Genomic DNA, 18,384 nt, shown 5'->3' on the forward strand with positions numbered 1-18,384 from the left:
TATAACACCAAAAGGAGGTTTTTGATTATGGCCAAAAAGGCGCCAGAAATCGAAGATTATAAATATGGGTTCCATGAGAAGGATATTTCCATTTTCCGTACTCAAAGAGGACTGACAAAAGAAATTGTTGAAGAAATTTCCCGCTATAAAGAAGAACCGGAATGGATGCTTGACTTCCGCTTAAAGTCATTGGAGCATTTTTATAAAATGCCGATGCCTCAGTGGGGCGGCGACCTTGCCGAACTTGATTTCGATGAAATCACTTATTATGTGAAGCCATCTGAGCGTTCTGAGCGTTCCTGGGATGAAGTTCCAGAGGAAATCAAAAATACGTTTGATAAATTAGGAATTCCTGAAGCAGAACAGAAGTATCTTGCTGGTGTATCTGCTCAGTATGAATCTGAAGTAGTCTACCACAACATGCAAGAGGACCTGGAAAAACAGGGGATCATCTTTAAAGACACAGACTCAGCTTTGAAAGAGGACGAAGAACTTTTCAGAGAGTATTTCGGAAAAGTCATTCCTCCATCTGACAACAAGTTTTCTGCATTGAACTCTGCGGTATGGTCCGGTGGTTCTTTCATCTATGTACCAAAAGGTGTAAAAGTGGAAACACCATTGCAAGCTTACTTCCGTATCAATTCAGAAAACATGGGACAATTTGAGCGTACGCTGATCATCGTAGACGAAGACGCTTCTGTCCACTATGTAGAAGGTTGTACAGCTCCTGTCTATACAACCAACTCTCTTCACAGTGCAGTAGTCGAGATTTTCGTTAAGAAAAATGCTTACTGTCGTTATACAACCATTCAAAACTGGGCAAATAACGTCTATAACCTGGTTACGAAGCGTGCTACTGCCGATGCAAATGCAACGATGGAATGGGTTGACGGCAACCTTGGTTCCAAGCTGACCATGAAATATCCTGCTGTTATCTTGAAAGGCGAAGGCGCACGTGGAATGACATTGTCCATTGCCCTGGCAGGTAAAGGTCAGCATCAGGATGCCGGTGCGAAAATGATTCATCTGGCACCGAATACGTCTTCTTCCATTGTTTCAAAGTCTATTTCTAAGCATGGTGGAAAGGTAACGTACCGTGGTATCGTCCAATTCGGACGCAAAGCAGAAGGTGCACGTTCCAACGTTGAATGTGACACACTTATCATGGATAATCAGTCAACCTCTGATACCATCCCTTATAACGAAATCATGAACGAGAATATTTCGTTAGAGCACGAAGCTAAAGTATCTAAAGTGTCTGAAGAACAGCTCTTCTATCTGATGAGCCGTGGTATTTCTGAAGAAGAAGCGACAGAAATGATTGTCATGGGCTTTATCGAACCATTTACTAAAGAGCTACCAATGGAGTATGCGGTTGAAATGAACCGTCTTATCAAATTCGAAATGGAAGGTTCCATCGGTTAATCTCCGATAACTTTCAATTTAAAATGAACCGTGCTGTTGATATGAATCAGCAGCACGGTTTTTCTTATTTCTTAACGGGTATGGGTATGGAAAAGAGTTTATAATCTCTTCCATGCTATACATTAACAATGATATGTTAGTATGAGAATGTAAATATGGATGTGAAATAAATGGTATTCGTTTTAATCATCTCCGTACTTATCGGATTGGTTTCGGCTTTTTTCGGGAGTATCGCCGGGCTTGGCGGAGGAATCATTCTCGTCCCTGTCATGTTGTTCTTAAGCCAGACTTTCGAGGCATTCAGTTGGGCGACGCCTCAAAAAATAGTAGGAATATCTATAATTACGATGATTTTTACAGGGATGTCCTCCGCTTTATCCTATATGAAAAGTAAGCGGGTAGATTTTAAAAGCGGATGGATTTTTCTTATAGGAAGTGTTCCTGGAGGGATCCTTGGCTCCTTTCTGAATCAGTTTTTTTCTGCCGGGAAATTTTCGCTATTATTCGGGATATTAATGTTATTCGTATTCGGGGTGTTTTTCCTGCCCAGAAAAAGTAAGAAAGCCCCGTTAGAAAAAAACAGGGGTGGTATCCAACGGGAAATGGAACTTGATGGAGAGACACACCGGTATGCTTATTCCCCGGTTGCTGGTGGTTTGTTGGCATTTTCAGTGGGAATGATGTCCGGATTATTCGGAATCGGCGGTGGTTCCTTGATGGTACCGGCCATGATCTTATTATTTGGTTTTCCAGCCCACATTGCCACAGCCACCTCGATGTTCATGATTTTCTTTATGAGCATATCTAATTCTGTTACCCACATCCTATTGGGTAATGTAGAATGGTTATACACGCTGGCGTTTATTCCAGGAGCATATTTAGGTGGCATGTTAGGGGCAAAAGTGAATAAAGTGTTGAAAGGACAGTACGTCGAATGGCTTCTTAGAGTGATGTTGATAATTGTAGCGATTCGATTGATCTTGAAGGGTATAGGATAAGGAGATTTGATGATGAAGGAAAAAATATTCTTATATTATACGAATGATCTTCACAGCCATTTTGAAAATTGGCCACAAATCATTGGATATTTTAATCAACAAAAAGATAAACGGGAAAGACAGGGCCAGAGTTATTGGCTGCTGGATAATGGGGATCATGTAGACAGGTTCCATCCAATTGCTGAAGGACTGATGGGGAAGGGTAATGTCGGGCTGTTGAACCAAGCAGGATACCATTTTGCCAACCTTGGAAATAATGAAGGCATTACCTTATCCCGTGAAGGATTGTACGAATTGTACGATGAAGCTGATTTCGAAGTGTTATGTGCCAATTTGAAAAGAGAGAAGGAGCCACAACCCTCATGGCTCAAAGCCCATAAAGTGGTCGAGAGCAAGCAAGGAGTGAAAATCGGTGTCATCGGTTTGACTGCTCCCTTCCAATTGTTTTATAGCATGCTTGGCTGGAGTGTCGAAGCTCCGTATGAAACCTTAGAACGAGAACTGTCGGCATTATCCGAACAAACAGATATCATCGTTCTGCTATCCCATCTTGGCATCAATGATGATGAAGAAATCGCGCGTCGATTTAAAGAAATAGATATCATCATAGGAGGTCATACCCACCATTTGTTCCGGAGTGGTGAATTTATTGGAAATACGTTACTTACCGCTGCAGGCAAGCATGGTACACACCTGGGAGAAGTTATGCTGGAGTGGGATCATGAGATTGGGGAGTTAACACGAAAAGAAGCCTATGCCATCCCTACAGAAGATATGGCAAAAGACCAGGTCACTGCCGAAACTTTACAGACGATCAGGGAAGAAGCGATAGCTAATTTGAAAGAGCATGTGACGGAGTTGCCTGCCTCTGAAGAAATAGGCTGGTTTCATGAAACAAAATTGATGAAGGGGTTGGTAGAAACGCTTCAGGAATGGACGGAAGCTGATATTGCGATGCTTAATGCCGGCGTATTACTCGATCATTTAGCTGCCGGAGAAGTTTGTTATGAAGATGTCCATCGTATCTGCCCGCACCCGATGAACCCTTGTAAGGTAGAATTGAGTGGTGATGAACTTCTTGAAGTAATCCGGGCAGCACATACGAAAGAGTTTACTGAAATCAAGTTGAAAGGATTTGGCTTTCGCGGTGAAGTCATTGGGCGTATGGTATTTTCCGGAATTGAAATCCATACAAAAAAAGATGGCCACGGAAATGAACGGATAGAAAAAGTTCTTTTCAAAGGAGAGCCGTTAGAGCCTGACACTGTTTATCAGGTAGCTACTGCAGATACATTCACCTTTGGTCGTCTGCTTCCTGAAGTTGCGTATGCAAAGAAGAAAAAATATTATATGCCTGAATTGTTAAGGGATTTGCTTGTAGCGACATTGAAACGCGAAAATTAATAGAAACTCTAACGTTTTGAGTAAACGTTAGAGTTTCTTTATATTCTTTTCACATCTTTACGTCCTTCCTCATAAGGTAAAACAAAAAGGATGTGGGGACCATCATTGATGTGAAACCGATTTTCATAGAAGAATACCCCTTTACTGCAATAACGGTGGCACTTCCTAAAACCAACTTGCTGATTGTATCTAATGATGAGGGCTATATTATGTGTGCAGCTCTCGATGTAGATTTATTAAGTGAAAAGTTGGCAGATCGTAAGGTGATTGCCGGTCGGGCTGTCGGTGTCCGTACCATTGAACAGCTGCTTGACGCACCTCTTGAGAAAGTGACAAATGCCAGTAAAGAAAAGGGATGGCACCCTGGCATGAAAGGGAAAGACGCATTGTTAAAGCTGGCATCAAGCTCATAGATGAAATTTTAAGTTATACAAAAAAATGAATAGTTACTTTGAAAAAAGCTTAGAGTTAATAGCTCTGGGCTTTTCTTATGAATAAGGAACAGCTGAAGAGCAATGAGATTTACGATTGTACAATAGGCTTATACTATTTCCTTCAAAGCATACATAGGATGTCATAAGGGGGTATGGCAGTTGGGCAAATATGCGAAAAATCATGGGCCTCCTTCAATGGCCAGTATCTTTATAGTCACATTCATCTTTTTTATTTTTTTCACCTTCCTAAGTTTATGGATAATCAACCGTGGCATTACTCCGACCTTGATAGAGATTGCTGAAACAAAGACACAACAGTTTGGCCGTGATGCCATTCTGGAAGCAGTTAGTAAACGGATTGCCGATGATCTAAGTTTTGAAGATCTTGTAAAAATGGAGAAGGATGAAAGTGGAAACATTGTATATATGGGATGGAATTCTGTGGTTGTGAATCGTGTATTACGTAATACGACCTTTCGGGTTCAGAATTACTTGAAACAAATGGAACGGGGAGAAGCACCTGACCCAGGTACTCCACTGGATGTTCCGCTTGAAGAGGAGGAAGAGGAAACCCCGGAAGATAAAAGACAATCACCTACATTAGTGGAAATACCAATCGGTCAGGCTACCAATAATGTTTTGTTAGCCAACTTAGGGCCTCGGGTTCCGGTGCAATTTGAAGTGATCGGCTACGTCCAGTCGAATGTGGAAAATAAGATCACCGAATACGGGATCAATGCAGCTATGTTTGAGTTGACGATACATATCGAAGTCGACGTGCGGATCGTCATCCCGTTTTCTACACGCACCACCGTGGTGACAGCTGATATTCCAGTTGATCAAAGTACGATCATGGGTGAAGTGCCGGATTTCTATAATGGCTCTGGAAGTCAGAAATCACCTTCATTCTCCCTGCCGATGGACGGGTTCCAAGTAGATCCATCTCCTTAAAACATGACTTTGTTAAACATTGTTATTGACTTTTTCTAAAGACCTATTCAATTATAGGGCCGTAAAGTCGAAGACTTGATTTCAAGATATTGGAGGAGATTAGGGTCGTTGGGGAAGGATTCGCTTTCTAGCTCCATCACCTAGACACTCGCGACATAAGCAGTCCATCAACGGGAAGAAAGAACCCTTCCCTTTTGCTGTTCTGCTTATGCGTGTCGTTTCTCCCAAGGTGATTACGCATTAATTTCTTTCCGCGGGGAAGACGGCAAGCCTCCTCGAACTAAAGCTCTGCGGGGTCTTGCCAGTCTATCCTTTCCCGCAGGAGTCTCACCCTTCCCCCACGACCCTTGCCGAATAAGCATATCAAAATCACCTTGAATGTACTATTTAATTTCGAGAAGAAAGTTCCTGCCCTAATGCCGAATTGATTGTATTTTCTGCTTCAAATACACATCATTTTTGAAGGAGTTTCGAGATTATATTCCCAGCCACCATAACCGCAACCTAAAGTCTCGAAATTGAGTCTTCACTTAAAGGGAGCTTTAAGTGGAAAACACTGAGGTTTAACAAAGACTATCTCCAGAAAATCTCTTGCATAATTAACTATTAATTGATACAATACTCGAGGAAATTTTAATATTGCGTGACCTTATCAGATCGGTGAGGTAGAGGCGCAGGCTGCATAAGTAATCAACTGGAGAATGACAACGATGATGGTTGGTGAAAGGGTTGTCTGCCGAAGCATGAAGTATAGTCAAATACGGAAATGCTGGTGCTTTTCCTAATAGGAAAGGCACTGTCATGCATACTAAAGAAATGGATGCATGGTGCGCTACTGATCGAAATGAAGGATAATCAAACTTGCTGTCAAAGAGCAATGAAGGATTATTTTTCTTTCATTGTTCTTTTTTTATTCCTCATTTACCCCAGTAGTATATCCACATACCCATGGCATCCCCACATTCAAAAGAATGTGACAACCTTAAGAATCACAGATATGGAGGGGAACTAGCATGGAAGGTACAATCTACTCTTTGATACCTGCAATTTTAATGCTTTTATTGGTTATTGTTACACGCAAGGTTATATTGTCTCTGGGCATCGGAATCATTATAGGTGCTTTACTTCTTTATAATTTCAATATTATTGATACGGTGGCAGCAATTTGGACGATGTTGTATGAAATATTCATTGCTGACACAACAAATCTCTTATCCCTGGAAGGATGGAATATGAGCAATATTTATCTGTTCTTATTCTTAATCCTGCTTGGGATGGTGACTGCTTTCATGACAGCCTCTGGAGGCAGTAAGGCATTTGGTGATTGGGCGATCAATCGTATTAAAACTCGCACGGGTGCACAGGCGGTACCGGCATATTTAGGAATCATCATTTTCATTGATGACTACTTCAATGCTTTGGCAGTCGGACAGGTGGCCAGACCATTAACGGACCGGTATAAAATATCACGCGCCAAACTTGCGTATTTCATTGATTCTACATCTGCACCAGTGACAGTCATTTCTCCCATTTCCAGTTGGGGTGCCTATATTATCGGTACAATCGGCAGTATTCTCGTAGCGAATGAAATATCTGAGTTTCAGCCATTAGAAGCTTTCGTTAAAATGATACCTGCCAACCTTTATGTATTTGCTGCTTTATTATTAGTATTCATGGCAGCATATATGAAGGTTGATATTGGACCAATGAGGAAACATGAACAAAGAGCATTGGAAACAGGGGAAGTTACTGATCCATCACGCGGGGATATTCCGGGAGATCTAAATGATGAATTCAAGCCTCATGATAACGGCAGGATTTATCATTTATTAGTTCCTATTGCTGTGTTGATTATCGGAACCATAGGTGCCATGGTAGTTACAGGTGTTCAAAATACAGAGGGAGCAGCCACCTTGCTGGCCACTTTTGAAAATACGAATGTGAATATCTCATTGTTCACAGGAGGTTTACTATCTGTAATTACTGCGGCAATTTTCTATGGCCTCCAGCCGGCACCGAAATCTCAAATGGGCAATGTGCTGTGGGAAGGGACAAAAGCTATGCTTCCAGCTATTTATATTTTAGTCTTTGCCTGGATCATCGGTTCAGTTATTGATCAATTAGCTACTGGAGAATATTTAGCTGGCCTTGTTGAAAAAGCTTCCATAAGCCCGGCATATCTGCCATTTTTGATTTTCTTGGTATCCGGATTCATGGCACTTGGTACTGGTACTTCCTGGGGAACGTTCGGCATCATGCTGCCAATAGCTGGGGAAATCGCAGCTATATCAGATGCAAGCCTGATACTACCAGCATTATCTGCAGTTCTGGCAGGGTCAGTTTTCGGAGATCATTGCTCTCCGATTTCCGATACAACCATTTTGTCCTCGACCGGAGCAGGCGCTAACCATATCGATCATGTGCTTACTCAATTACCTTATGCCTTGATTGCGGCAACCGCTGCAGGAGTTGGATATCTAATTTTAGGGTTTACCGGACAAGTAATGCTTCCACTGATTATTACGTTGGTAATGGTAGGGGCTATAGGTATTTTGATTCATCTGTTTTCACCGTCATTGAAAGTGAATAATTAATAACTGGAAAAAGCGCGTTAAAGTGATGACGCGCTTTTTTGTTTGTTTTTTCCTGTTATAGAAAAACCTGAATAATTTAATATTTCTTTGACACCCTTCTTTAGTCACGGTATAATACAAGCAGATAAGCTCAATTATCTGAAAAAAATAAATTTTTCTAACATTCTCTCTTAAATACAAGCATAATAGAAAAGTGAGGGAGAATTAAAACAAAAGGGAGGTCTTGAAAAATGGAAAAACGTTCACAATGGGGGACGCGGGCTGGTTTTATATTAGCGGCCATGGGTTCTGCTATCGGTCTGGGTAATATTTGGCGATTCCCCGCAGTAGCTTATGAGAATGGTGGGGGAGCATTCTTTATCCCATATTTGTTCGCACTACTCACTGCTGGTATTCCGTTATTAGTTATGGAGTTTACCATTGGTCATAAATATCGTGGTTCTGCACCGCTTTCATTCTTCCGAATGAATAAAAAGACAGAATGGCTTGGCTGGTGGGCAGTTCTGGTATCATTCGTCATTTCTACGTATTATGCCGTCATCATTGCATGGGCGATATCTTACAGCTACTTTGCGTTTAACTTGAGCTGGGGGCAAGATACAGAGGCTTTCTTGTTTAGTGATTATTTGAACTTATCCGTAGATCCTGGTCAAACAGGAAGCCTGGTACCTGGTGTCTTTTTCCCATTAATCCTCGTATGGCTGATTACTCTTGGTGTCTTATTCAAGGGTGTCAAGAAAGGTATTGAAGCTGCTAACAAAATATTCATACCAACTCTTGTAGTCCTATTCCTGATTATTGTGCTTCGAGCTATTACTTTGCCTGGAGCAGCAGAAGGTCTACAAACTTTCTTTGCACCAAACTTTGATACGATTATGAATGGAAGCGTATGGGTTGCAGCTTACGGGCAGATTTTCTTCAGTTTATCTATTGCCTTCGCAATCATGATTACCTATTCCAGTTATCTTCCAAAAAAATCGGATATTACAAACAATGCCTTTATTACAGGGTTCGGTAACTCAAGTTTTGAACTGCTTGCTGGTATTGGGGTATTCGGTGCGTTAGGTTTCATGGCGCAGCAAAATGGTGTGGGAGTAGAAGAGGTAGTAAGTGGCGGAGTTGGTCTTGCTTTTGTCGTGTTCCCGCAGATCATTAACGAAATGCCTGCGTTGAACGGGCTATTCGGCTTCTTATTCTTCTTTTCATTAGTTCTTGCTGGTTTATCTTCTCTTATCTCTATTTCAGAAACCTATGTAGCGGGGATTAAGGAGAAGTTAGGTCTTTCGAGAACTGCAGCGGTTGGGCTTGGTGGCGGTCTGGCTGCATTGATTTCCATTTTGTTCTCTACCCAGGGCGGTCTTTTCTTCCTGGATGCTGCAGATTATTTTATCAACCAATTCGGTGTAGCATTTGTAGGATTGGTAGAGGTTGTCATCGTTGCATGGTTCCTTCGTAAGCTTACTGATCTCCAGAATCATGCAAATGGCATATCAGACATGCGTCTTGGCAGCTGGTGGAAGATTAGCTTAGGTATCATTACGCCGATTATTCTTGGGTATATGATGTTTGACTTATTCAGACAGAACCTCATGAAACAATTTGATACAGAGACAGGTAACTACGAAGGGTATTCCGATGCCTTCATCCTCTTTGGAGGATGGTCGGTAGCAGCCTTTGCTCTTGCAGTTGGCATTCTGCTAACCCTTAAACGTTGGCATGCTAGCTCTTTGAAGGAAGAAAAACAGGGCAAAGAGGAGGTCGTTTAATATGACAGGCAGCGCGATTGTTATGATGGTTATTGGCATGGTTGTTATATGGGGAGGCCTGACGGCAAGTATCATGAATGCTGTCCGAAAATCTAAATCATAAAAAATAGAGCGCCGTACAACCTAATGTACGGCGCTCTATTTTACATAGAGAGATAAAGTTTGTAGATCTTAATCTCTGGCCATTCGTTCCCACTTTCTTAAATAAGGGTAAGGGTCGAACGACCATTCGCTATATCCATTATCTTTATACATACCGTAATGCAAATGGGGCGGAAACTTTCCTGAGGTACCTGGAGGTCCATAGCCTGTGGCTCCAACAGAACCAATGACATCCCCAGGTTTAACAACATCACCGACACTCACTCCATCTTCAAAACCATTCAAGTGAGCATAGTAGTGATAGATGTTAAAGATATCACGGATTCCGATGCGCCATCCGCCATATCTATTCCAGCCTTTCATTTCAATGACCCCATAAGTGGTGGATTGCACAGGTACGCCATAATTAGCGAAGATATCTGTGCCTTCATGAATCCTTCTCCCCCCGAAACCTCGTGCATCGCCCCATGTGCTCCGGTAGCTATAGTTGGCATGGAGCGGCACAGGAAAGTTCCGGTCAGTTAAATGGATGGTACCGAAATGCTTAAAGACACGTGCATTGTTCATGATTGTTTGAACACTCAAATCCCGATGGTAATACTGCCATAAAGCTATCTTAATATCGTCTGGATTATGGCCAAAGGAAGATAGGTATGATGCGATGCTATATAAAATATCCTCATCGTTATTCTTATCTGCAATTCCATCGCCATTCCCATCATCTCCCCAACCATTGAACATTTCTGTGATTAATGGAGATTGCCGATCCTTTTGGTTTGGGTTATCCAATCCATTCCAAAATACACTTTCTGGCTGAATAGCGGTTACTCTGCCCTCAGGGAGGTCTTCATTAACCTGACGTTCAAATTGATCAACTGCGGCCAGGTAGTACCAGGGGATGAGCGTAGTAGCAGCGGTCTTTTTATATAATTCCATGCGGGTTTGGTTTTCTTCTTTTTTTAACTCTTCTTCGCTTTTTTCTGCTCCAAAAGCAATCGAGGAAAAAAGGGTTCCTGCAAACATTAAGAACAGGAAGAGAAGCATAGCTGTTCGTTTCATCATTCGTCACTCCAACCAATTGATAACCTTAGTTTGTGAAATGCCGGGCTCAACTATTTATGGAAAATAAGTGAAACAGAAGAAAAGAAATAAAGACAGGAAAGAGGATATCCACTTTCCTGCCTATCGCTTAGCGTCCCATCATTCCATTTTTTGAATCTCTTGGATCAGTTTTAGATTTTGTTTCATCATTATAGGTTTTTTCTCCTTGAGGAGCCTGTCGCATCCGCTTAATAGCATTTTCAAGCACGTTGTCATAATTTTCATCATTAATACTTGAATTACTTAAGCTTTGGATATCCCCGAAAGATTGCTCCTGGTCAGAGACATAGACTTCATAATATCGGGGTACAAGACTGAGTGCTGTCTTTTTGACCATATCAGCTGCCTGGTTACGGTCTACTTCTTCTGTTTTATCATAAGCGATCAGCACTTCATCATCTGTTACCAATGTCCCTGCATTCGTAATTTCATCCATGGTTAAAATCATTTTCGTTATCATATCCGCGGTTTCTTCGCGGTTCACGCTTGTAGAATAATCACCCTGTGGATCCACCTGGCTTTTATCATAACGCACATATCCCAACTGATCAGTCATATCTCCATCACCATCCCGCTCAGCAGGTGACTGGTAGTTATCCATAGCATTTCCGTTCAATGCTCCTTGGTTATTATCTTTGTTGCCATACCGATCCATCGCGTTTTCATCTTCTTGTGCTGCACATCCTCCCGCCAATATACCGCTGATTAAGATGGAAGCTGCAAAGGTTTTGTTCACTGTATTTCCTCCTTATTTTTAATGCTCCCCTATAACTATTTTTTAACGAAGCAGGAGAATTCATGCGAATTAAATATTACCTGTGACGACACAGCCAAAAGTATGATAAAATTTAGTTATTGTAAGAGGTGATGGTAATGATTGAATTGTTTGGTAAACAATATGAAATCGTGAAAGATTATAGAAATGGTTATCAAGCGGAAGCTTTAGAGCAACGATTTAGTGATATTTTGAGCAAATATGATTATATTGTCGGTGATTGGGGTTATGGTCAACTCCGTTTGCGGGGTTTTTATGATGATCAGAATCCAAAAGCTACTTTTGATACAAAAATTAGTACACTCGAGGATTATTTATACGAGTATTGTAATTTTGGATGTGCATATTTTTTGTTGAAAAAAACCAATTAAAAAACCCTTCTTTGGCTTGAGGCTAAAGAAGGGTTTTTATATTTATTTATGTGTTAAATGGCTTCTCTTAAAAATTCACGAAGTTCATCAGCGTCGATTTCATTTAAGTTGAAGGCATGTTCCAGGTAGCCTGGTTCTTCGATGTCATCATGGCCGATAATTGCAAAACGGTTGCCTTGAATATCGAGTACCAATGTCTTCCCGTAATAGCGGCTTGTTTTCACAAGGGCCAAATCATGACGATGGGTCGCCCCCATGAAGCTTACAAAACGGGTATCGCTTTTTTCTTTTTCATCATAGAGAAAGAAACGTTCTTCTTCCATTTCCGATTCCTCCTTATTCTTCATTCATCACCAAGTGAGGTTTATGTGAAAGGTGATGGTGAGCTTTCACAAAGCGAACGGTCTTCGTTTTGGCGCGCATGACGATTGAATCCGTTTCGGTCAAATCACCGCCCAGGAATTTCACACCGTTTAAGAGTTCACCTTCTGTCACACCTGTCGCGGCAAAAATGGCGTCATCGCTTTTGACCAAATCGTCCATCTTCAATAGCTGAAGCGGATCCTCTAACCCCATCGTTTTACAACGTTCACTTTCAGCATCATTTTGAGGTACTAGACGAGCTTGCATGTCGCCATCTAAACTCTTGATCGCCGCAGCGGAAATCACTCCCTCTGGGGCACCACCTCTGCCTACGAACAAGTCTACCCCTGTATGAGGGAGGCATGTGGCAATTGAGGCACCTACATCACCATCACCAAACAACTTGACACGGGCACCTTTATGGATTACTCGCTGGATAAGATCTTCATGTCGGTCACGTTCCTGGATGATGACAGTAAGGTCTCTTACTCGTTTGTTATTGGCACGGGCTACGATATCAATGGTACGCTCTATCGGATCATCGAGATGAATAAGCCCTTTGGCATTTTTTCCGACAGCTATTTTATCCATATACATATCCGGAGCATGAAGGAGAGCACCGCGTTCTGCTGCTGCTATGACAGCCATTGCATTGTTATGGCCTTTTGCGACTATATTTGTGCCTTCTAGCGGGTCAACAGCAATATCTACAGCAGGACCTGTCTTGTTACCCAGTTCCTCACCTATATAAAGCATCGGTGCTTCATCTAATTCGCCTTCTCCGATGACTACGACACCTTCCATAGCAACCGAATCAAACATAGCTCTCATGGCTGAGGTAGCTGCGTCATCCGCATTGATTTTATCACCACGGCCCATCCATTGTGCTGAGGCTATGGCAGCTGCTTCGGTTACACGTACTAATTCTAATGCGAGTTCTCTATCCAAATTATTTCTCCTCCGATACATTAAAGTCCTTATATATGATAGCAGAGTTTGTATAACTACGTAAATATGCATCCTTTTCCTGTTATGTATGTAAATGTGATATCATGATGAAAGAATTAGGTTATGATGCAATTGTATGGAGGTGCGGTTATGTATTTTGTCGATAGAAAAAAAATTGAAAGTACATTGCTTTATATGGAAGGTCTCACTAATGAATATCAAAATCATTCGTTTGAGTCGTTTTTAGAAAAGTTAAGCCTGGAACGAATCACTCATATGACGATTGAATCAGTCATTGATGTAGGGAATATGATGATTGATGGATTTATTATGCGTGACCCGGGGAGCTATGAGGATATTATTGATATCCTTACCGATGAAAAAGTCATTCCTGAAACTCATCAGGAAAAATTCAAGTCTTTTATACGTCTTCGGAAAATGCTTGTTCAAGATTACCTGGACATTAATCATGCGGTTATCCATTCCACTTGGGATAATTCCTGTGATGTCATCGAAAATTTTCCTGCAGCCGTAAGAAGGTATCTGGATGAGGAACTTGGCCCGGTTTCTGCTTTTTCTAACTCATAAACTGTGCCTATATTACAAATTACAGGATTATAAATTTACTCTCTCCTCCCAATTCTTTATAATGGAAGAAAGAAGAGGTGATGGGATAAATGAAGCAATCCTCTACCAAAGATATGATTCTGCTTTTGTTGAAAAAAAACAAAAGTCTTACAATAGCGGAACTCGCTGAAAAAGTTGCGGTTTCTGAAATAGCTGTCCGTAAGCATATTCATTTTTTAGAACATGATAAGCTTGTCAAAGCAACAGTGGTCCGCCAGCCAATCGGTCGACCAGTGAACTATTATGAACTGAGTGTGAAAGGCCAGGAAGCTTTTACGAATCATTACGAATCCTTTTCTGTCGGACTGTTGAACGATATCGAAAAGCTTTATGGAAAGCCGATGGTATATGAGTTGTTCCACCATCGTTCTAAGCGGATGGAAGAAGAATACAAGCGGCATATGACCTCGGATTCCTTCCGGGACCAGGTAGAAGAGCTTGCGGCAATACAGGAACGGAAAGGGTATATGGTGGAATTAGAAAAGCAAAACGACAAAGCTTATACATTAAAACAGTATAACTGCCCTATTTGGAATATTGCCCAGCATTATAAGAGCATATGCGGACATGAAGTGAAACTGTTCTCCGATGTTTTAGCGGATAGTGATGTGAAAGCTGAAAAGACGATAATATCAGGGGAAGTCTGTTGTACTTTTCAAATTACCCAAAAAAGCCAATGATCTTTCTCGCACTATTTGTGCGGGAATTTTTCTTTTTAGAATCATGGGGTTAAAATAAATGGATTGTTTTAATTACTTATGTATTTAAACCAGTAAATAAATCTAACCTTTTAAGCTAGAAAGCAGGTGGAAGAGTGAAAAATTATCAAGCCTATTTGATTGATTTAGATGGTACGATGTACCGAGGCTCGGAACGTATTGAAGCTGCATCAGATTTTGTTAAAAAATTGAATGAGAAAAAGCTGCCTCATCTTTTTGTAACTAATAATTCCTCCAGACGTCCTGAACAAGTCGCTGCGAAGTTGACTCATATGGATATTCCAGCTGTAAAAGAACAGGTTTATACTACCAGTATGGCTACTGCCCAGTATATCAAAGACCAGCATCCCGGTGCTGATGTATACGCGATTGGGGAAGAAGGGCTTCTGACAGCTTTAAAAGAAGCAGGGCTTAATCTGGTAGAGGATAATGCTGATTATGTGGTAATTGGTATTGATCGGGGCATCAATTATGAAAAATTGGCGGCAGCTTGCCTGAATGTCCGTAATGGCGCAGTTTTCTTATCTACGAATGGTGACGTTGCTATCCCGACAGAACGGGGCATGCTGCCAGGAAATGGATCGTTGACATCAGTCGTTACCGTAAGTACCGGTGTCGAACCGGTATTTATCGGGAAGCCTGAACCGATTATTATGGAACAAGCCATGCAGACATTAGGATATGATAAAAATGAAGTATTGATGATTGGGGATAATTACAATACAGATATTAAAGCAGGTATGAATGCGGGGATAGATACCTTGATGGTTTTTACAGGAGTCACTTCAAAAGAAGACTTAAAAAGTTATAATGAACAGCCGACGTACACAATCGATTCATTAGAGGAATGGATGACTCGACTGTAAGAAAAGAAGCCGTTAACCCTATTCGGGATAAACGGCTTCTTTTTTTATTCATCGTCTTCTGCTTCTTCTTCTCCGACGGCGCTGTGTGCCAAACGGCTTGAAGCAGCAGCTGCGATGGCCCCGACAATATCATCAAGGAACGTATGGCATTCCCCGGTTGATTTATCATTCAACTTTTTTAAAATACCAGGTTTTTGTTTATCGATATAACCATAATTAGTGAATCCGATTGAACCATACACGTTTACAATTGATAGTGCGATGACTTCATCGACTCCATATAGTCCTTCGTCTTTATCAATGGTACTTTGTAATGGTTCTTCCAGTTCTTTTTGTTCCGCTAATACATCCAGTTGGATTCCGGTCAGTATCGCATTTTGGACCTCGCGTTTTGTGAGTACTTTTTCTACATTAAAGCGGCATTCTTCAATGGTAAGATCGTCATGATACTTGGACTGTAAGTAATAGACCAGTTCAGATATATCATTAATGGTCACTCCACGTTCATTTAACCATTCCCGCGCTTTTTTTTCTAATTGACTCATTTTTCTATCTTCATTCATATATACTCTATTGACCTCCCTTTTATAAAATAAACTTCCCTCACGTATAGAAGATAAAACATAAGGCTGTTCTTTAGTTGTATTGGTCTATTATAGCATGATGAATAGGAGTGCATGCGTTGTGGAAGAAATTTTATCCGATTATATCGACATCACAAATACATCCATTGTGGAGTGTGATCAGAAGCGAGGCTATGTTTACCAGGGAGAAGTTTATTTTGTCCTCCCCGCATACGGTAAGGAAGAAGTCTATCAGGAACTTCAGCATGCATGTAATTTCTTGTATCAAGCCGGAGTGGAAAATATGGTATGCCCTGTACGTATGAGCGAAAGTCGATACCAAATCAACAAAAATCAACGCACATACGTTATTGGTAAAACTGCTTCAGATTCTTCTTTAAGTTACCCGGCTTCTGCACATGAATTGGCGCGTTTCCATGAGCTTGGAGCCAACTATCCCTATCATCTTCTGAATCTCTCCAGTTATGGTCAATGGAAAACACTGTGGGGAAATCGGATTGACCATTTTGAAGGTTTGATACAACAATGGCATCAGGAACGGCCAGTGGGTGAAATGCACCGGTTGTGGATTGATACCGCTCCTTATATTATTGGCATAGGTGAAAATGCTATCCAATACGTACAAGAGAGCGAACAAGAGACACGTCATCAACAAAAAGATCAGGCGACATTTACTTTTGATAGATTTTCATCACATTCCCAGCGCCTGATTTGGTTCGATCAAATTAGATATGACCATCCTGTGCGTGACCTGGCAGAAGCGCTGCGATATAAAGTGATGGCTGGTAGGCCAACCGAAGAAGTCACAGCGTTTTTTTATGATTATCATACAAGGTCACCTTTATCCATATTCGGTTTGCGACTATTGTATGCCAGATTGCTCTTCCCGGTTCACTTGCTTGATAAGTATGAGGAAGTTTACAGCAATCCATTTGATGAAAAATCAGTTCAGGAAACCAAACTTCTGTTCAAGCGGCAAAGGAATTATGAACACCAGCTGCATCGTTTCTTTCATGCATTGGGGATTAACACGAAGGAGTTAAAAATTCCGGTACTTGATTGGTGAAAAGTGAAAGTGACTTTCCTTGCAATCCATAACGGGTTTCGGGGGAAGTTTTTTCTTTCCCTGGTGAGCTTATGCTAAAATCATGGGTAAGCTATTTATTTAACGAGGGAAGGGGAATGGTTATGACAAAACCCAAAGTTTTTATTGCACGGAAACTATCGGATGAAGTGGTGGATAAATTTAAGGAATCACTGGATATCACCATGTGGGAAGACACTGATGAACCTGTCGATCGGGATAGGTTGTTAGAAGAAGCAGCGAGGTGCGATGGGTTAGTAACCATGCTTACCGATCAAGTCGATAAGGAATTGATGGCCCAGGGTGAGCGTTTAAAAATCATAGCTAATATGGCTGTGGGTTATGACAATGTAGATGTCCAAACCGCAACTGAATATGGCATCCAGGTGACCAATACTCCTGATGTGTTAACAGAAACAACTGCGGATTTAACGTTTGCTCTATTGATGGCAACTGCCAGAAGGCTTATCGAGGCTAATGAAATGATCAAAGAAGGTAACTGGAAAAACTGGTCGCCACTGTTTTTAGCCGGATCGGATGTTCATCATAAGACCATAGGGATCGTTGGAATGGGGAGAATTGGAGAAGCAGTAGCCCGAAGAGCAAAAGGCTTTGGGATGGATATACTATACCACAACCGCTCACGAAAAGAAGAGGCGGAGAAAGAGCTAGGAGCTTCTTACTACAGTTTTGATGCGTTGATTGAGACTGCAGACTATATTGTTTGTTTAGCCCCTTTGAGTGAGGACACAAAAGGGATATTTAACCAAGAAGCATTCAAAAAGATGAAAAACAGCGCTATCTTCATCAATGCCTCCAGGGGACCATTGGTAAATGAGAATGCATTATATCAAGCTCTTATAAACGGAGAGTTGAAAGCTGCTGGGTTAGACGTATTTGAAAAAGAACCTATTGACGAAAAGCACCCATTATTAAAGCTGGACCAAGTAGTCTGTCTCCCACATATCGGTTCAGCTAGTGTGGAAACCCGAAAAGCGATGATGGAACTCAGCTTGAAAAACGTCCAACACGTACTAAATGGGCAGCAAGCCAAAACTCCTGTAAATTGAACAAATATCGTGCAGCTTCGTCCGAATGAACGTTAAGTAAGCAAACATGTGCGTCAGGGGAGAATATGGCAGCGATAAGTAAGAATATCCCCCTGGTTGGTACTAGTACGTCAGCGTTAAGTCACAATGCCTCCGAGTTAGAGGAGTATGAGCCCGTACCATGAAAATTTCAAAAGAAAGGGGCTGCCCTGGTAGGACAGCC

General features: G+C 41.4%; 19 protein-coding genes and 1 riboswitch. Of the genes, 14 read left to right on the top strand and 5 right to left on the bottom strand.

Translation table 11 applies throughout. The features are described from left to right. Window positions 1-27: 27 nt before the first annotated feature. From sufB to BLV00_RS16205, 8 genes are all read left to right on the top strand, one after another. Entirely contained in the window at window positions 28-1,425 is a 1,398-nt protein-coding gene (gene sufB / locus BLV00_RS16170; protein WP_093046007.1) for a Fe-S cluster assembly protein SufB, read from the top strand. Between the two features lie 170 nt (window positions 1,426-1,595). After that, window positions 1,596-2,423 (top strand): sulfite exporter TauE/SafE family protein, encoded by an 828-nt coding sequence (locus BLV00_RS16175; protein WP_093046008.1) that lies wholly within the window; start codon window positions 1,596-1,598, stop codon window positions 2,421-2,423. A gap of 12 nt (window positions 2,424-2,435) precedes the next feature. Further along, complete coding sequence (locus BLV00_RS16180) at window positions 2,436-3,827, top strand: bifunctional metallophosphatase/5'-nucleotidase (RefSeq protein WP_176791648.1); 1,392 nt, start codon at window positions 2,436-2,438, stop codon at window positions 3,825-3,827. A 101-nt stretch (window positions 3,828-3,928) separates the two neighbouring features. Continuing rightward, window positions 3,929-4,240 (top strand): YunC family protein, encoded by a 312-nt coding sequence (locus tag BLV00_RS16185; protein WP_093046040.1) that lies wholly within the window; start codon window positions 3,929-3,931, stop codon window positions 4,238-4,240. Window positions 4,241-4,420: 180 nt separating this feature from the next. Continuing rightward, window positions 4,421-5,212: a sporulation protein YunB gene (gene yunB, locus BLV00_RS16190; RefSeq protein ID WP_245728995.1), complete on the top strand. Its 792-nt coding sequence runs from the start codon at window positions 4,421-4,423 to the stop codon at window positions 5,210-5,212. Window positions 5,213-5,870: 658 nt separating this feature from the next. Next, a riboswitch (Lysine riboswitch) is annotated at window positions 5,871-6,055 on the top strand. A 170-nt stretch (window positions 6,056-6,225) separates the two neighbouring features. Next, a complete protein-coding gene (locus tag BLV00_RS16195; protein WP_093046010.1) occupies window positions 6,226-7,806 on the top strand; it encodes a Na+/H+ antiporter NhaC family protein in 1,581 nt (526 codons plus the stop codon). Window positions 7,807-8,036: 230 nt separating this feature from the next. Beyond that, a complete protein-coding gene (locus BLV00_RS16200; RefSeq protein ID WP_093046011.1) occupies window positions 8,037-9,572 on the top strand; it encodes a sodium-dependent transporter in 1,536 nt (511 codons plus the stop codon). Between the two features lies 1 nt (window position 9,573). Beyond that, window positions 9,574-9,675, top strand: coding sequence for a methionine/alanine import family NSS transporter small subunit (locus tag BLV00_RS16205; RefSeq protein WP_084315677.1), 102 nt, complete (start codon window positions 9,574-9,576; stop codon window positions 9,673-9,675). Between the two features lie 68 nt (window positions 9,676-9,743). Here BLV00_RS16205 and BLV00_RS16210 read toward each other — a convergent pair whose 3' ends face one another. Beyond that, window positions 9,744-10,736: a M23 family metallopeptidase gene (locus BLV00_RS16210; RefSeq protein ID WP_093046012.1), complete on the bottom strand. Its 993-nt coding sequence runs from the start codon at window positions 10,734-10,736 to the stop codon at window positions 9,744-9,746. Window positions 10,737-10,863: 127 nt separating this feature from the next. Further along, window positions 10,864-11,511 (bottom strand): YhcN/YlaJ family sporulation lipoprotein, encoded by a 648-nt coding sequence (locus BLV00_RS16215; protein ID WP_093046013.1) that lies wholly within the window; start codon window positions 11,509-11,511, stop codon window positions 10,864-10,866. A 137-nt stretch (window positions 11,512-11,648) separates the two neighbouring features. Between BLV00_RS16215 and BLV00_RS16220 the strand changes: the two genes are divergently transcribed. Next, complete coding sequence (locus tag BLV00_RS16220) at window positions 11,649-11,921, top strand: YutD family protein (RefSeq protein WP_093046014.1); 273 nt, start codon at window positions 11,649-11,651, stop codon at window positions 11,919-11,921. 53 nt (window positions 11,922-11,974) lie between these two features. Here the strand turns inward: BLV00_RS16220 and BLV00_RS16225 are convergent, their stop codons facing one another. Beyond that, window positions 11,975-12,244 carry a DUF3055 domain-containing protein gene (locus BLV00_RS16225; protein WP_093046015.1) on the bottom strand — a complete coding sequence of 90 codons (270 nt, stop codon included), beginning with the start codon at window positions 12,242-12,244 and terminating at the stop codon, window positions 11,975-11,977. Between the two features lie 13 nt (window positions 12,245-12,257). Beyond that, entirely contained in the window at window positions 12,258-13,232 is a 975-nt protein-coding gene (gene glpX, locus BLV00_RS16230) for a class II fructose-bisphosphatase (RefSeq protein ID WP_093046016.1), read from the bottom strand. A gap of 150 nt (window positions 13,233-13,382) precedes the next feature. Here glpX and hepT point away from each other — a divergent pair, with 150 nt between their 5' ends. The 3 genes from hepT to BLV00_RS16245 all read left to right on the top strand — a co-directional run bounded on the left by hepT (window position 13,383) and on the right by BLV00_RS16245 (window position 15,444). Continuing rightward, on the top strand, window positions 13,383-13,820 hold the full coding sequence (gene hepT / locus BLV00_RS16235) for a type VII toxin-antitoxin system HepT family RNase toxin (protein WP_093046017.1): 438 nt from the start codon (window positions 13,383-13,385) through the stop codon (window positions 13,818-13,820). Window positions 13,821-13,909: 89 nt separating this feature from the next. Further along, the gene (locus BLV00_RS16240) at window positions 13,910-14,539 is read left to right on the top strand and encodes a helix-turn-helix transcriptional regulator (protein ID WP_093046018.1); all 630 of its coding nucleotides are present in this window, start codon (window positions 13,910-13,912) and stop codon (window positions 14,537-14,539) included. A gap of 134 nt (window positions 14,540-14,673) precedes the next feature. Next, entirely contained in the window at window positions 14,674-15,444 is a 771-nt protein-coding gene (locus BLV00_RS16245; RefSeq protein ID WP_093046019.1) for a TIGR01457 family HAD-type hydrolase, read from the top strand. Window positions 15,445-15,488: 44 nt separating this feature from the next. Here the strand turns inward: BLV00_RS16245 and BLV00_RS16250 are convergent, their stop codons facing one another. Then, window positions 15,489-16,007: a phosphatidylglycerophosphatase A family protein gene (locus BLV00_RS16250; RefSeq protein WP_093046020.1), complete on the bottom strand. Its 519-nt coding sequence runs from the start codon at window positions 16,005-16,007 to the stop codon at window positions 15,489-15,491. Window positions 16,008-16,128: 121 nt separating this feature from the next. Here BLV00_RS16250 and BLV00_RS16255 point away from each other — a divergent pair, with 121 nt between their 5' ends. Both BLV00_RS16255 and BLV00_RS16260 read left to right on the top strand, forming a co-directional pair. Continuing rightward, a complete protein-coding gene (locus BLV00_RS16255; protein WP_093046021.1) occupies window positions 16,129-17,094 on the top strand; it encodes a protein kinase family protein in 966 nt (321 codons plus the stop codon). A gap of 122 nt (window positions 17,095-17,216) precedes the next feature. Then, complete coding sequence (locus BLV00_RS16260) at window positions 17,217-18,182, top strand: 2-hydroxyacid dehydrogenase (protein ID WP_093046022.1); 966 nt, start codon at window positions 17,217-17,219, stop codon at window positions 18,180-18,182. Window positions 18,183-18,384: the final 202 nt, after the last annotated feature.

This window comes from Thalassobacillus cyri (assembly GCF_900107755.1).
GTDB lineage: Bacteria > Bacillota > Bacilli > Bacillales > Halobacillaceae > Thalassobacillus > Thalassobacillus cyri.